Raw genomic sequence first — 14,890 nt, 5'->3', positions numbered from 1 at the left:
ATGACTACCTCCACTAGCCTTGTTTATTTGATTGCACTGCCATTGGCAGGAGCAGCACTACTACTTCTTGGTGGCCGACGTACCGATAAGTGGGGTCATCTATTAGCAACCGCTCTATCGGCTTCATCATTTGGAGTTGGTCTGTATCAACTTTCCCAGATGCTCGGACGCTCAACTGAGGCTCGTCCTGTTTCCCAAAAGCTATTTGAGTGGATCAATGTTGGAACATTCAATGTAGATGCTGGTCTGTTATTAGATCAACTGTCAATTTGTTTTGTTTTGTTGATTACCGGCGTCGGAACCCTGATTCATATTTATTCAATTTCTTATATGTCGCATGATCATGATCGTCGTAGATTCTTTGCCTACCTAAACCTATTTATCGCAGCCATGTTGCTCTTGGTACTAGGTGATAGCTACCTCAGCCTTTATGTTGGTTGGGAAGGCGTTGGTCTTGCTTCCTATCTATTGATTGGCTTCTGGAATCAAAAGCCGGCTTATGCAACGGCCTCAAAGAAGGCATTTGTGATGAACCGTATTGGTGACATGGGATTGTCATTTGCGATCATGATCGCTTTTGCAACGATGGGAACAGTTTCATTTGCTGGTGTGGCAGAGCAGGTCGACAACACATCAGAGGCCGCATTAACAGGCATGGGAATCATGTTGTTAATTGCAGCTGCTGGAAAATCTGCTCAATTCCCATTGCAGGCATGGTTGGGCGATGCGATGGCAGGTCCAACACCAGTATCCGCCTTGATCCACGCAGCGACCATGGTTACTGCAGGCGTTTACTTAATTACACGTTCAAACTTTGTTTTTGATGCTGCTCCGACAGCCCAGCTCTTGGTTGTAATCGTTGGTGCGATCACGCTGATGTTCGGTGCGCTCATTGGTACCGCAAAAGATGACATTAAAAAAGCACTTGCAGCTTCAACAATGTCACAAATTGGTTACATGATTCTTGCTGCCGGTCTTGGTCCAGTTGGTTATGCATTTGCAATCATGCACTTGCTGACACACGGATTCTTTAAGGCTGGAATGTTCCTTGGTGCAGGATCTGTAATGCACGGAATGAATGATGAAGTAAACATGCGCAAGTACGGCGCGCTTCGTAAGTTCATGCCAATTACATTCGCAACATTTGGTCTGGGGTATCTAGCAATTCTCGGAGTTCCACCATTTGCTGGTTTTTATTCAAAAGACATGATTATTGAAACCGCATTTAATGCTGGGGGAGTAAAGGGAATTATTCTTGGAAGCGTGACATTGCTAGGTGCGGGTATCACTGCGTTCTATATGACTCGCGTCATGATTCTGACTTTTACGGGCACCAAGCGTTGGGATGACGATGCACATCCTCATGAGTCTCCATGGTTAATGTGGTTGCCAATGGCAATTCTTGCAATCGGATCAGTAGCATCTGGATTCTTGCTTTCTCGTGGCGATGCGCTTGTTAACTGGCTACATCCTTTGTTTGATCATCATGAAGAGCACGAGCACCATTTGCTCGAGCCAATAGTTGTTTCAGGACTTGCCTTAACAATGGTTGCAATCGGTGTTGCTATCGCCTTCGTTAAGTACTCACGTCAAGAAGTTGCCAATGTTGCCCCTGAAAATGTTTCGATTTTCACAAAGATTGCCCGACAGGATTTACTGCAGGATCGTTTTAACGAAGCGGTCTTCATGCGTCCAGGTCAGGGTCTAACCACAACATTGGTTGCCACCGATGATGCAGTTATTGATGGCACAGTTCGAGGCGTAGGGCAGTTGGCAATGAGTTCAGGTTCAGCGCTTCGTGGCTTGCAAAGTGGCTTTGTTCGAAGCTATGCGGCCTTGATCTTGATTGGCGCAGTTGCACTAATCGCAGCAATTTGGGTGGTGGTTCAGTAATGAAGTGGTTAACACTATTAATGCTTTTGCCGATAGCTGGTGCTGGAATTATTGCAGCGCTTCCTAAGGGCAGCGAAAAGGCAGCTAAGCAAGCAGCGCTCGTTACAACCCTTGTGGTCATGGCAGCAACAATTGCAATGGCAGTTGGATTTCAACGCGACAATGTTGATCTGCAATTTGTCGAAAAGTATTCGTGGATCCCGAGTTTTGGAATCAATTACGCATTAGGTGTTGACGCAATCGCACTAGTACTTATTTTGATGTCAACAATTTTGGCACCAGTTGTTGTTCTTGCCGGTTGGAATGAAGCACATGGTGGACGCTGGAGCGTTAAAACCTTCTACATTCTTATTTTGGTTCTAGAAACAATGATGATCGGTGTATTTGCCGCAACAGATGTTTTCTTGTTCTATGTGATCTTTGAAGCGATGTTGATTCCGGTGTACTTCCTTATTGGAGGTTACGGATCTGGCGAACGCTCGGCAGCTGCAGTTAAGTTCTTGATTTACAGTCTTGTTGGTGGTTTGTTGATGCTCGCATCAATTATCGCGCTGTACGTAATGTCAGGCGCTCAAGGCGGACACACCTTCGATATCAACAAATTGTCACAATTACAGATGTCATCAACGACTCAAAATCTTTTGTTCTTAGGGTTCTTTATTGCATTTGCCATTAAAGCTCCGGTTTGGCCGTTCCACACGTGGCTGCCAGATGCTGCGCAATCTGCGACCCCAGGAACTTCTGTTCTACTACTTGGTGTTCTGGACAAGGTTGGAACATTTGGAATGATTCGTTATTGCCTGACTTTGTTCCCAGAAGCAAGCAAGACATTTACACCGGTGATTTTGGTACTTGCTGTTATTTCAATTGTTTATGGCGCATTCCTTGCTATTGGTGCAAAAGACATCAAGCGATTAATTGCATATACATCGATCTCTCACTTTGGTTTCATCACCATGGGAATCTTCGCGATGACATCACAAGGCCAAAGTGGCGCTATTTTGTACATGTTTAACCATGGTTTCTCAACCGCAGCCCTGTTCTTGGTTGCCGGCTGGATGATTTCACGAAGAGGTTCATCAACAATTGCCGACTTTGGTGGTTTACAACGAGTGACCCCAGTGTTGGCATGGACATTCTTTTTAGCAGGCCTGTCATCCCTAGCCCTTCCTGGTCTTTCAAGTTTTGTTAGCGAATTTCTAGTTCTAGTTGGAACATTTACTCGCTACCCAGTACATGCAATTATCGCAACCTTCGGAATTGTGCTGGCGGCTTTGTACATCTTGATCCCGGTACAAAAAGCGTTACATGGTCCAACTACACCAGGTAATGAAAACCTTAACGACCTTAACCTTCGCGAGAAATTAGCAATTGCGCCAGTTATTGCAATCATTGTGGTGTTGGGTTTCTATCCAGCACCGCTCTTAAATGTGATCAACCCAGCGGCAACACATGTAATCTCACAAATGGGATTTACTGATCCTGCACCAACTAATGGGGGCAAGTAATGACATTTACAGCGCCAGTTCTTTCTTACTCACTTCTTTCACCGATGCTCATCCTTCTAGGTGGAGCACTCATTGGTGTATTGGTAGAAGCCTTCGTATCAAAGGCGCTTCGCCCAGCTGTTCAGCTGACGTTGACACTTGGAACCTTACTTCTTGCTTTAATGCAGTTGTGGCGAATCCGTGGCCAGCAATCTCTAACAGCCGCAGTCGGCTCAATCGTTTTTGACGGGCCAGCATTTTTGCTGCAGGCATCAATTTTGATTATTGCCATAATCTCGATCTTTTTAATTGCTGACACCGAACACTTTGCAGCCTTGCCTGCTGCGTTGCCAGGGTCCGAAGAAGAACGCCAGGCGGTTCAATCCGGAAACCAAATAACCGAGGTTTATCCACTCACCTTGTTTGCAGTTGCTGGAATGGTTATGTTTCCGGTTGCAAATGACTTGATCACTTTGTTTGTCGCACTAGAAATGCTGTCGTTACCGCTGTATTTAATGGCCGGACTTTCACGCCGCCGCCGATTAGCATCGCAAGAAGCAGCCCTTAAGTACTTCTTATTAGGCGCATTTTCCTCAGCATTCTTCTTATTTGGCGCTGCTTATCTTTATGGTTACTCAGCCTCAATCACCTTTGCGGGTATTCGCGAATCAATAGTTGCCGGCGGTGGAAACGATGTTCTTCTTCTAATCGGTATCGCGTTTCTATCAATTGGCTTGTTATTCAAAGTCGGAGCCGTGCCATTTCATTCATGGTCACCAGATGTGTATCAAGGCGCACCGACTCCAGTTACAGCTTTTATGGCAGCAGCGACAAAGGTTGCAGCCTTTGGCGCAATGCTTCGTATTTATTACACGGTTTTTGCTAATGCACAGTGGTCGTGGACTCCAGTGTTGTCAGGTATTGCAATTGTGACCATGCTTTTGGGTTCACTTGTTGCAATCGCACAGCGCGATGTAAAACGTATGTTGGCATACTCTTCAATTGCCCATGCTGGCTTCTTGTTGTCAGGTGTTATTGCACTTAATAAAGCAGGCCTAGATGCAACTATTTTCTACTTATTCGCTTACGGTGTAGCAACTGTTGGTGCATTTGCCGTTGTGACACTTGTCCGCGATTCAGCTGGCGAAGTTACAGATCTAAATCGTTGGAAGGGTCTTGGTAAGCGCTCTCCATTTGCAGCCACTTCATTTGCGCTTTTCTTGTTAGCCTTTGCCGGAATTCCACTTACTAGCGGATTTATTGGAAAGTTCTCTATTTTCTCTGCTGCTTACGAAAGTGGAGCTAAGGGCGTAGTAATTGCTGGTGTACTTTCAAGTGCGATCGCTGCATTCTTCTATATTCGTGTCATTGTTTTGATGTTCTTTACTGATGCAACTGAAGATGGAACAAGTGTTGAGATTCCATCAGTCTTGACTCAAGCAGCAATTGTTATCGCAGTTGTTGTAACAGTTGCGTTGGGTGTTTACCCAGCGCCTTTGCTTGATTTCATAACTAATCTCGCAACCTTCATACGCTAATGTCCACCTTTGGCATTCCAAACGTCGCACCTGCATTAGAAGCGCAGTTAATTGGCCAAATGGCCGACGTGGAGTCCTTACTTCGTAGCCATACTCGTAGCGAATACCCATTTGTTGATGAGACCGCGCATCATCTTGTTGCTGCTGGCGGCAAGCGTTTACGCCCACTATTGACCCTTTTGACCGCTCAATATGGAGATCCAAGCCGTGACGGAATCATTGCCGCCGCTGTTGCCTGCGAGATTACCCACCTAGCAACCCTGTATCACGATGATGTTATGGATGAAGCGCCACTTCGACGCGGAGTTGAAAGCGCAAACATGCGCTGGGGGAACACGATTGCAATTCTTACTGGTGATTTCTTGTTCGCTAAATCATCTGATCTCTTGGCAGATCTTGGTCCGGCAGCGGTTCGTTTACAGGCACGAACATTTGAACGTTTAGTTATAGGCCAAATTATGGAAACACAAGGACCAAACCCAGGTCAGGATCCACTGGAACATTACTTAAAAGTTGTAGCTGACAAAACTGGTTCATTAATTTCTGCATCTGCTAGATACGGTGGAATGATTTCTGGTGCACCCGCAGATATAACTGAGACAGTTACAGTATTTGGTGAAAAGATTGGCGTTGCATTTCAGTTAGCAGATGATGTTATTGATATTGCAAGCGAATCAAATCAATCTGGAAAGACCCCTGGTACAGATCTTCGCGAAGGTGTTCCAACACTTGTGACTTTAAATGTTATGAAGTCAACTGATCCAGCCGACGCTGATCTCAAACGACTTTTAAGTGCACCAATTGAGGATGAATCAACTGTTCAGCAAGTTTTATTTGCTTTGCGCAATCACAAAGCGCTGGATGAATCACGCGAACAGTTGCATCAAGTAGCTAAGCAAGCTCGTGGGGCACTTGGCCCGCTACCGATCAATGATGCAACAGGTGCGTTGATGTCGCTATGCGACGCTGTTATTGACCGATCTGCTTGATTTAACAAGATCTAGCGCAAGGGTTGAAAGTGCAACCCAAATAATCAAGAACCCAATCCATCGCGCAGTAGGCATATCTTCATGTCGGACCCACACACCAACTGAAAATTGCAAGGTTGGCGTGATGTATTGCAGCAATCCAATTGTTGTAAAGGGCAATCGGTTAGTTGAACCATTAAATAACAGCAGCGGAATTGCAGTTACTGCTCCAGCGCTCATTAGCAAAAGGGTTAAACCCCAAGAATGTCCGAACTGGCCTGTGCCCTGATTACCTATATAAATCAGGTATCCCAGGTAGAAAAATGCTGAAATCAAAGTCTCGATCGCTAATCCTTCGAGCGCTCCAAGCCCCAGCTGTTTTTTTATAAGGCCATAGCTACCCCACGAAACTGCAAGGGCAAGTGCGATCCAGGGCAAGCGGCCATAATCAATTGTTAAAACCAAAACACCAATACTGGCAATTGTTACCGCTACCCACTGAAGTGGACGCATCTTTTCCTTTAACAAAATTACGCCAAAGCCAATAATTATCAAAGGATTTATGTAATACCCCAGTGATGCTTCAACAACATGGCCATTATTAGTTGCCCAGATGTATACCAACCAATTGATAGAGATCAAAAGAGAAGTCAGGAACAACCGAATTGTGATTTTGGGTTGCTTCAATGTTACCAGCGTAGATTTTAGAGCTTTAGTTGCCGCAAGCACTATGAAACAAAAAACCAAAGTCCAGACAGCCCGGTGCGAAACAATTTCTAGTGCGTTAGCTGGTTCAAGCAAAGGCCAGTACAACGGAAATGCACCCCATAAAGAGTACGCACTGATACCAAATAATAGGCCGAGCTTGTTTTTACTCAATTATCTAAAGTTCGTAAACTGAACAGCAAAATCCCAGCCGCCATCTTTGACCATTGCCATTGTTTCTTGCAGATCATCGCGACTCTTTGATGTGACACGTAGTTCATCGCCCTGAATCTGAGTCTTTACAGATTTTGGACCTTCATCGCGAATCATCTTTGCAATCTTCTTGGCATTTTCTGTTGAGATGCCTTCCTTCAGCGGTGCAGCGATCTTGTAGATCTTTCCTGACAACTGTGGTGCTCCCGCATCAAGGTGCTTCAAGGAAACCCCACGCTTAATCATCTTGTCTTTAACAACATCTAGCGCAGCTTTTGCACGCTCTTCGGTGTCTGCTTCGATCAAGACTTTGTCACCTTCAAGTTCAATTTTTGAACCCGTGTTCTTGAAATCAAAGCGGGTCTCAATCTCTCGGACCGCCTGATTAATGGCGTTATCTAGCTCCATGCGGTCAATCTTGGAGGTTACGTCGAAACTGCTATCTGCTGCCATGGTGAGGCTCCTTCGCTGGATAAAAGCGCGGTTTGTATGCGCAGGCGATTAAGGTATCCTTTCCCCTCGCACTATCCATAATTGCCGCACTACTTGTTCGACCTTGGCGGGTTGCCCGAGCGGCCAATGGGAGGGGACTGTAAATCCCCCGGCTCTGCCTTCGAAGGTTCAAATCCTTCACCCGCCACCATTCTTAGATCAGAAGTCAGCATGAGGCCCTAGGGTGCCTGCCAGCGCAGTTTGATTGCCCTTTCATTGATAACAAGCCCTAAAAGCGATCCAAGGGGGCTTAAAACGCTGGACGCAGCTCGCCTTAGAGGCTCCTCCACCACCTGAGCACGGAGCTTCTTGTGATTCCACGGTGGATTTCTTCCGGAGTATGAGAAAGTTTCCATCTCGGACTCGAGAAATCGATTTCATAGATACACTCTTATTTATGAGAAATGAGATGGATATGACTTCAGATTTAAATTGGCCTGTTTTAAAATCTTACTCTGGGCACAATTTACGAAAAGTTGCTTTGCCCCTGGGTGGCGTAGGAACAGGAACCCTATCTTTGGGCGGTAAAGGCGATTTGAAAGATTGGGAAGTTCTTAACCGTCCAGGAAAGGGTTTTCAGCCGCAGTATTCATTTTTTTGTATTCGCGCAGCCGCCCCTGGCGATGTACCAAAGCTAAAGATTCTTGAGGGGCCAATTGATCCAAGCGAATATGAAGGATCTTTTGGTACCAGAGCGAGCCATCATGGATTACCCAGATTCCGTGAATGTCGCTTCGAAGCAGCATACCCATTAGGCCAGGTAGTTCTGGAGGACCCAGATTTCCCGGTAGATGTTCGTCTTAAAGCATTTAATCCATTCATCCCGACAGACATTTCGACGAGCAGCATTCCGATGGCTAGCTTGAAATATCTGGTGAGAAACAAGACTTCTACGCCTTTAGAAGTTTCAATCGCTGGCAATCTCCAAAATTTCATTGGGGAAGACGGCTCCTTCAATAGATTTGTGCCAAATGATGCTCATCCATACCGAGAAGGATTTGAGCAATTTGATAATTTCAATACATATTTAGTGGGAGAGAATGTAAAAGGGATTTTTCTTGATAGCCGCGGTGTACCAAAAGAATCAGAGCGATACGGGACGCTCGCTCTGGCAATTCTAAATGGAAAAGATGTGACCTATAGGGATAAGTGGGCAAACTTTTCATGGGGTGACGCACTACTCGAAATGTGGGACGATTTTGCAGAAGATGGCAAACTTTCAAATTTACAATCCGATGCAGTATCTGAAGAGACAAACTCCAAACCAAAACCTTTTGAAATGCCACTCCCAGTTGCTTCTGTCGCTGATTTTAGAATTTTACAGCCAGGTGAAACAACGGAATTCGAGTTTCTTATTTCTTGGCGTTTTCCAAATCGACTTGCATGGCTGAGCACAGATGCGGGAGACACATCACAAGCTCCATACAGTGCAGATGTCGTAGGAAACCATTACGCGACACTTTACAAAGATGCTTGGGATGTAATTATCCAACATAAGGATCGGCTGCCACAGTACGAAATTGATACTTTGAAATTTGTTCGGGTGGTCTGCGATGCCGACATGCCAGAAGTGATTAAAGAAGCCGCTTTATTTAATCTGAGCACATTACGTTCACAAACTTTATTTAGAATTGCTGACGGACATTACTTTGCTTGGGAAGGTGTCGGTGACCACAACGGTAGTTGTCATGGAAGCTGCACCCATGTATGGAATTATGAGCAAGCTACCCCGCATCTCTTTGGGGATATGGCGATGGATATGCGGGAAACCGAATTTACGGAGGCAATGCACGCTAATGGTCTGATGAGTTTTCGAATCGGATTACCGGTAGAGAAGTATGGGAATCTGTGGGACGTAGCGGCTGCAGATGGACAAATGGGCGCCATCATGAAGTTATTTCGAGAGTGGAGATTATCGGGAGATACGGACTGGATGCGCAAGCTTTGGCCGGCAGCAAAGAGTGCTATGGAATTTTGTTGGATTCCTGGAGGCTGGGATGCTGATCAAGATGGCGTAATGGAAGGTGCACAACACAATACGATGGATGTTGAGTACTTCGGACCGAATCCTCAGATGGGTTTGTGGTACCTCGGTGCACTCAAAGCTACCGCAGAGATGGCAATTGCTGTCGGTGATCAGAATTTTGCTGAAAAATGTAGCATTTTGTTTAGCAGAGGAAGTTCTTGGATTGATCAGAATCTTTTCAACGGTGAATATTATGAACAGAAAATCATTCCTCCGGGACAAGCAAGCGCTGTTGCAAAAGGGTTGAGGCATGAATCCGCCGGCGCAACAGATATGTCTGACCCTGAATTTCAAATAGGTAAAGGTTGCCTAGTTGATCAATTGGTGGGTCAATTTTTAGCCAACATATGTGGCCTGGGGTCCTTGGTTGACGCTGATAAGCAGCGAATTACACTCGAGAGTATCCATAAATACAACAATCGAAATGAGTTCTATTCTCAATTTAATCATATGAGAAATTATGTTTTGGGAGATGAAGAAGGATTGTTAATGGCATCGTATCCACTTGGTGGTAGACCAAAGAGGCCCTTTCCGTATTTCAATGAAGTGATGACGGGATTCGAATACACAGCTGCAATTGGAATGATCTATCAAGGTCTTGCAGAAAAAGGAACACAGGTTATTGCCAACATCCGCAGTAGATATGACGGCTATAAGAGGAATCCATTTAATGAAGCCGAATGTGGTTATCACTATGCGAGAGCTATGGCTAGCTGGGGAGCGTTACTAGCGTGGACCGGGCAACAATACGATGGGCGAACTGGCTTCCTCACCTTTACAAGCGAGACATCAAAAAAAATTCCATGGTTTACTGGATTTGGCTGGGGAACGATTTATCAGCACGAAGACAAATTGCATTTGACCGTCAACGCTGGCCAAATTTATTTGACTCATATCGGCGTTGGTGGATCTGCAGTTAGAGCATTGCCAAATCCAGGATTCTTCGCTGCCGGCCAGGAGATTGAATTATGATCTCTGAAATAACCTCACCCAGACAACTCGCTGTTGACAGATTTTGCCCCAGTGCTACTCTTCACTAGCATCATGAAATCGATTACAGGAGTCTAAAATGGGGGAATCCCAAGACATTTACGAGGCGAAAATTGAGCTCGCTATATCCGCGGCTCGAAATTCACTCGAAATAGAGATTGCCGCGCTGAAGGATTTATGCAGCAGATTTGAACCTTCAGCAAGACAGGCTTTGGGGTTACTTTTTAATTGTCGAGGTCGAGTGGTCGTTACAGGTTTAGGAAAGTCGGGGCTGATCGGTGCAAAAATCTCAGCTACTTTTTCTAGCACGGGCACACCTTCGTTCTTCCTGCATGCCACCGATGCTCTTCATGGAGATTCAGGAGCACTTGCGCCAGGGGACCTTTTAATTGCCATCTCAAATTCAGGCGAGACTGCAGAGGTCTGTGCCTTTGCACAATTAATGAGCGACTTTGGAATTCAAGTGTTGGCAATGACGGCAAATCCAAATTCCAGTTTGGCCAGACTTTCACATGCAGTTTTAGATATCGCAACTGCCAGTGAAGCAGATCCTCTGAATTTAGCACCCACATCATCGACCACCGTAACTTTGGCTTTTGGCGATGCAATCGCTTGCGCACTCATGGCAGCCCGTAATTTTACTCCGAAAGAATTTGCACGCGTTCATCCTGCAGGTGCATTAGGCAAGCAGCTCAAGTCCACTGAATTTACGGAGCCGCAATCTTGAAGGGCAGCGTGTGCGTATTGGGAAGTTTCATGATGGATCTAGTTGCATATACCCCTAGGCGACCAGAACAAGGAGAAACTCTTAAAGGAACAAGTTTTGCAATTGCTCCAGGAGGCAAGGGATTTAATCAAGCAGTTGCAGCTTCGAGAGCGGGTGCACATACCTCAATGCTAGGCAATCTTGGAAGAGATACTTTCGGGGATACCTTTTTTGAAGTACTAACGGCTGAGGGTATCAATACCACCGGAATTGAAAGAGATGCCAAGATTGGAACAGGCGTTGGATTTCCGGTAGTTAGTTCTGACGGCGATAATTCAATCATTATCATTCCGCAGTCAAATGACCTGGCGGATGATGAATTTGTTAATCGGTATGCAAAACTTATTCAAACTTCTGACGCACTGTTGTTACAGTTGGAATTACCATTGTCCAGCTCATTAACTGCAGCACGCATCGCTAAGGAAGCTGGGGTGGCCGTTGTACTTACACCCGCTCCGGTTACTTCGGCGGATGTTCTTGATGACTTCATTGGGTTTGTCGATATATTGGTGCCAAACCAAACAGAAGCTGCTGCGCTAGCTATTTCCACAAGAGGTTATAAAGACCAAGCAGAATTTCTAATGAAAAAGTTCGGATGTAAAGGTGTTGTAATTACCCTTGGTTTACATGGGGCATATGTAACGGATGGTCTGTCATCTGAGGTGATTCCCGCCCCGAAAGTAGAGGCAGTAGATACTGTAGGCGCTGGCGATACGCTCTGCGGGTACTTGAGTGCGCAATTGGCAGTCGGGAAAGATCTTTTTGAATCGACTCGATTCGCGATACATGCAGCAAGTCTTTCTGCGACTCGTGCCGGTGCCGCGCTTTCCGTGCCTCTGGCAAGTGAAGTTACAAGTTTTGTCAAAGACCTAGCGTAAAGAATGGCATGACAGTGAAAAAAACAGGAGTGCTTAACCGGGATTTATCCGCACTAATTGCAGCGATGGGACATTACGACCTTCTTGTAATTGCAGATGCCGGGTTTACTATTCCGAAAGGTGCTACCTGTATCGATCTATCGATGGGACCCAATGTACCGACAGTTCTACAGGTCTTAGAAGTAGTTGCATTGGAACTTGAAGTGGAGAAGTTTTATGTTTCTACTGAAGTGCTTGAATTTCAAGCCAATAGATTCTCCAAGATTCAAGAATTGTTTCCTCGCGCAAATTGTTGTCCCGTTGCTCACGCAGAATTCAAGGAACTTGCCGCACAAGGCAGAGGAGTTATACGTACTGGAGAATTTCTTCCATTTGGAAACGTGCTATTAATGTCAGGCGTGATTTATTAACCAATTTCGTTGCGTAATACCACTGTTCTGGCAGGCTGTTCATCGCCATTAATGCGTTCAAGCAATAGTCTTGCAGCAGTAGCTCCCAGTTGTCGCGCATCCAACGGAATAACCTTATTCAGCATCGCCGAAGAAATAGAAAATGGTAAATCTCCAAAAACAGCTATTCCCATTGAGGAAGGCGAGATATTTCGCTCGCTTAAAACTTGGAGAGCACCAATGCACATTAAATTATTAGTAATGAAGACTGCATCTGGTGGCGGATTGAGGCTAAGTAGTGCACTCATTGCCTCTCTACCCCCATCCACCCGGTTATTCGCATGACGCAAGTAGGTTGCCGGTTGTTTATTGTCTTTCAAAAGCTTCATAGCAGCTTGCCAACCATCAGTTCGTTGCTGCGCAGTTTCGACATCACTGGGGCCGGTGATGCAGGCAATTCTTTTGAATCCTTTATCGATAAGATCGCGAGTTGCTGCTATGCCGCCAGCTCGATTATCGACCATGACAGAGTCAATATTAAATCCGTGTGGTCCACGATCGACTGCGACGATTGGGCGTCCCCGAGAAATTAGGCCACTTAAGTCACTGCGATCTCCAGCAGAAGCAAGAATAACTCCCGCCATGTTTTCGCTCATGACAATATCGAAATAACGGAGCTCTTTTTCGTAATCTTCATCAGTGTTACAAAGAACAACCGAGTACCCTGCAGATTGTGCTACATCTTCGACCCCTCGGGCTAACGAGGTGAAAAATGGATTTTCAATGTCGGGAATAACCAGAGCCATATGATCCGAGCGCTGTCGTCGCAAAGTTCGTGCGGTGCGATTGGGTTCAAATTGCAATTTCTTTGCCGCAGCCCTTACAAGTTGAATTTTGTCCTTTGAGACGGTGTGGCCATTGAAGACGCGTGAAACGGTTGCGGGAGACACCCCCGCCAGCGTTGCCACCTGATAAATCGTTGCCATCAAGTCTCCAAATTTTGAAGTGAACCAATGTAGTAATCGATTTCATTTTAGTACACGTTATTGACAGGAATAGTACTCTCACTCTAGAATTTAGAAATCGATTTCATGATTTATGAAATACACGTCGCACGAAGAACTGGGTTGTAGTTTCGAAATAAACGTTAGAGGAGAGATGAATGAGTAATGCTGACCTGAACTCTATTTCACAGCTACGCACACTGCAAACCCGATCCATTAGCCCAGAGAATTTTGATGGCTCTGTCGGTGGTGGTGGGCGCGCAACAGAGGGAACAGGCGCGAATTGCGCTCGCGATCTCGGCCCAACGTGGAAAATTTCACCAAGTGTGGATATAAAACCTGGGGAAACATTTGACTTAGCCAACATCAACACCCCTGGCAAGATTACGCATATTTGGATTACTACACATAAAGACAACTGGAGAACCCTCCTCTTTAGGGCTTATTGGGATGATTCGCAATTTCCAGCAATTGAAGTTCCATATGGCGATTTTTTCTGTAACGGATGGGGAGAATTTGCGCAAGTAAATTCCCAACCGATTGCAGCGAATCCTCATGGTGGTTTCAATTCGTACTGGCCAATGCCATTTCGTCAGAGCGCTAAATTGACTTTAGAAAATACATCGACGGTTGAAGTTCGAGTTTACTTTCAGATCACCTACGAAATAGGTGGTGACTATTCGCAGGATGCTTATCTACATGCACAGTGGAGGCGTAGCCAGCCGCTGGAATATATGAAAACTCACACCTTGCTCCAAGATATTGAAGGATCAGGGCAATACGTGGGCACCTATATAGCTTGGGGAGTAAATAGCAATGGTTGGTGGGGCGAAGGCGAGATTAAATTTTATTTAGATTCCGATAAGGAGTACCCCACAATTTGTGGAACCGGCACGGAAGATTATTTTGGAGGAGCCTGGAACTTCGATATTCCTGGAAAGGGATATACCGAGTACTCAACTCCGTATCTAGGAATGCCACAAGTAATCAGACCCGACGGCTTATATTTCAGCCAACAGAGATTTGGACTTTATCGCTGGCACCTTCTTGACCCCATCTACTTTTCGCAACATTTGCGGGTCGAGATACAAGCGCTAGGTTGGAGGTCAGGGTGGAGATACCTTCCTTTGCAAGATGACATTGCATCAACATCCTTCTTCTACTTGAATCAACCATTCACTAATCGCCCTAGTACTCCTACAGCCGACAGCATGGAGATTCATTTAGGGAAAGCGCCAGTTCCAGATCTTGGAAGAAACCTCTGAGAAATCTGGCACCTGGAAATCGGCACTAAAGAAGTTAGTAGGTTGCCTTACCGCTGAAATCAGCTAGAAAGCAGGCCGCTCAGTGGGCCTTCTTAGGCTGCATTGACCCTCAATCAGGCTTATTTGACTGGATCTACCAGTAATCGATTTCTGGCGCTTCTGCAAGCAAATTCCCCGAAAAATAATGGAAAAAACTCGATTTCGACTCTTGTCAGGGAGTATTGACGAAATCGATTTCATGAGATTTGATTAGTAAATGAACTTAGGAAGAGGATG

The 14,890-nt window shown here is 45.5% G+C and carries 12 protein-coding genes and 1 tRNA gene; 10 read left to right on the top strand and 3 right to left on the bottom strand.

All coding sequences use genetic code 11. The annotated features are described in order from the left end of the window. From nuoL to AC9UGD_RS03735, 4 genes are read left to right on the top strand one after another with little or no spacing between them, the layout of a single operon-like run. A complete protein-coding gene (nuoL, locus tag AC9UGD_RS03750) occupies positions 1-1,893 on the top strand; it encodes an NADH-quinone oxidoreductase subunit L (protein WP_509569741.1) in 1,893 nt (630 codons plus the stop codon). Next, positions 1,893-3,401 carry an NADH-quinone oxidoreductase subunit M gene (locus tag AC9UGD_RS03745; protein ID WP_509569738.1) on the top strand — a complete coding sequence of 503 codons (1,509 nt, stop codon included), beginning with the start codon at positions 1,893-1,895 and terminating at the stop codon, positions 3,399-3,401. The genes nuoL and AC9UGD_RS03745 overlap by 1 nt, the downstream gene beginning before the upstream one ends. Beyond that, positions 3,401-4,918 (top strand): NADH-quinone oxidoreductase subunit NuoN, encoded by a 1,518-nt coding sequence (nuoN, locus tag AC9UGD_RS03740; RefSeq protein WP_509569736.1) that lies wholly within the window; start codon positions 3,401-3,403, stop codon positions 4,916-4,918. Before AC9UGD_RS03745 ends, nuoN begins: the two co-directional genes overlap by 1 nt. Further along, a complete protein-coding gene (locus tag AC9UGD_RS03735) occupies positions 4,918-5,907 on the top strand; it encodes a polyprenyl synthetase family protein (RefSeq protein WP_509569733.1) in 990 nt (329 codons plus the stop codon). The genes nuoN and AC9UGD_RS03735 overlap by 1 nt, the downstream gene beginning before the upstream one ends. On the opposite strand, the gene rarD is transcribed toward AC9UGD_RS03735, so the two are convergent. Both rarD and AC9UGD_RS03725 read right to left on the bottom strand, forming a co-directional pair. Then, the gene (rarD, locus tag AC9UGD_RS03730) at positions 5,875-6,765 is read right to left on the bottom strand and encodes an EamA family transporter RarD (protein ID WP_509569731.1); all 891 of its coding nucleotides are present in this window, start codon (positions 6,763-6,765) and stop codon (positions 5,875-5,877) included. The two genes, AC9UGD_RS03735 and rarD, sit on opposite strands and share 33 nt — an antisense overlap. Next, positions 6,766-7,257, bottom strand: coding sequence for a YajQ family cyclic di-GMP-binding protein (locus AC9UGD_RS03725; RefSeq protein ID WP_509569728.1), 492 nt, complete (start codon positions 7,255-7,257; stop codon positions 6,766-6,768). A 105-nt stretch (positions 7,258-7,362) separates the two neighbouring features. Here AC9UGD_RS03725 and AC9UGD_RS03720 point away from each other — a divergent pair. The 5 genes from AC9UGD_RS03720 to rbsD all read left to right on the top strand — a co-directional run bounded on the left by AC9UGD_RS03720 (position 7,363) and on the right by rbsD (position 12,366). Continuing rightward, positions 7,363-7,447: transfer RNA gene (locus AC9UGD_RS03720), tRNA-Tyr, on the top strand. A gap of 246 nt (positions 7,448-7,693) precedes the next feature. Next, positions 7,694-10,294, top strand: coding sequence for a GH116 family glycosyl-hydrolase (locus tag AC9UGD_RS03715; RefSeq protein ID WP_509569725.1), 2,601 nt, complete (start codon positions 7,694-7,696; stop codon positions 10,292-10,294). A 97-nt stretch (positions 10,295-10,391) separates the two neighbouring features. Further along, positions 10,392-11,039, top strand: coding sequence for a KpsF/GutQ family sugar-phosphate isomerase (locus AC9UGD_RS03710; protein ID WP_509569722.1), 648 nt, complete (start codon positions 10,392-10,394; stop codon positions 11,037-11,039). A gap of 8 nt (positions 11,040-11,047) precedes the next feature. Further along, positions 11,048-11,956 (top strand): ribokinase, encoded by a 909-nt coding sequence (locus AC9UGD_RS03705; RefSeq protein WP_509569986.1) that lies wholly within the window; start codon positions 11,048-11,050, stop codon positions 11,954-11,956. A gap of 8 nt (positions 11,957-11,964) precedes the next feature. After that, the gene (gene rbsD, locus AC9UGD_RS03700) at positions 11,965-12,366 is read left to right on the top strand and encodes a D-ribose pyranase (RefSeq protein WP_509569719.1); all 402 of its coding nucleotides are present in this window, start codon (positions 11,965-11,967) and stop codon (positions 12,364-12,366) included. Here the strand turns inward: rbsD and AC9UGD_RS03695 are convergent. Further along, a complete protein-coding gene (locus AC9UGD_RS03695) occupies positions 12,363-13,331 on the bottom strand; it encodes a LacI family DNA-binding transcriptional regulator (RefSeq protein ID WP_509569716.1) in 969 nt (322 codons plus the stop codon). The two genes, rbsD and AC9UGD_RS03695, sit on opposite strands and share 4 nt — an antisense overlap. A 176-nt stretch (positions 13,332-13,507) precedes the next feature. Here AC9UGD_RS03695 and AC9UGD_RS03690 point away from each other — a divergent pair, with 176 nt between their 5' ends. After that, positions 13,508-14,614 carry a glycoside hydrolase family 172 protein gene (locus tag AC9UGD_RS03690; protein WP_509569714.1) on the top strand — a complete coding sequence of 369 codons (1,107 nt, stop codon included), beginning with the start codon at positions 13,508-13,510 and terminating at the stop codon, positions 14,612-14,614. Positions 14,615-14,890 lie beyond the last annotated feature (276 nt).

It is taken from the genome of Candidatus Planktophila sp., from assembly GCF_044232745.1.
Classification (GTDB): domain Bacteria; phylum Actinomycetota; class Actinomycetes; order Nanopelagicales; family Nanopelagicaceae; genus Planktophila.
This window is presented reverse-complemented; position numbering and strand designations above follow the sequence as displayed.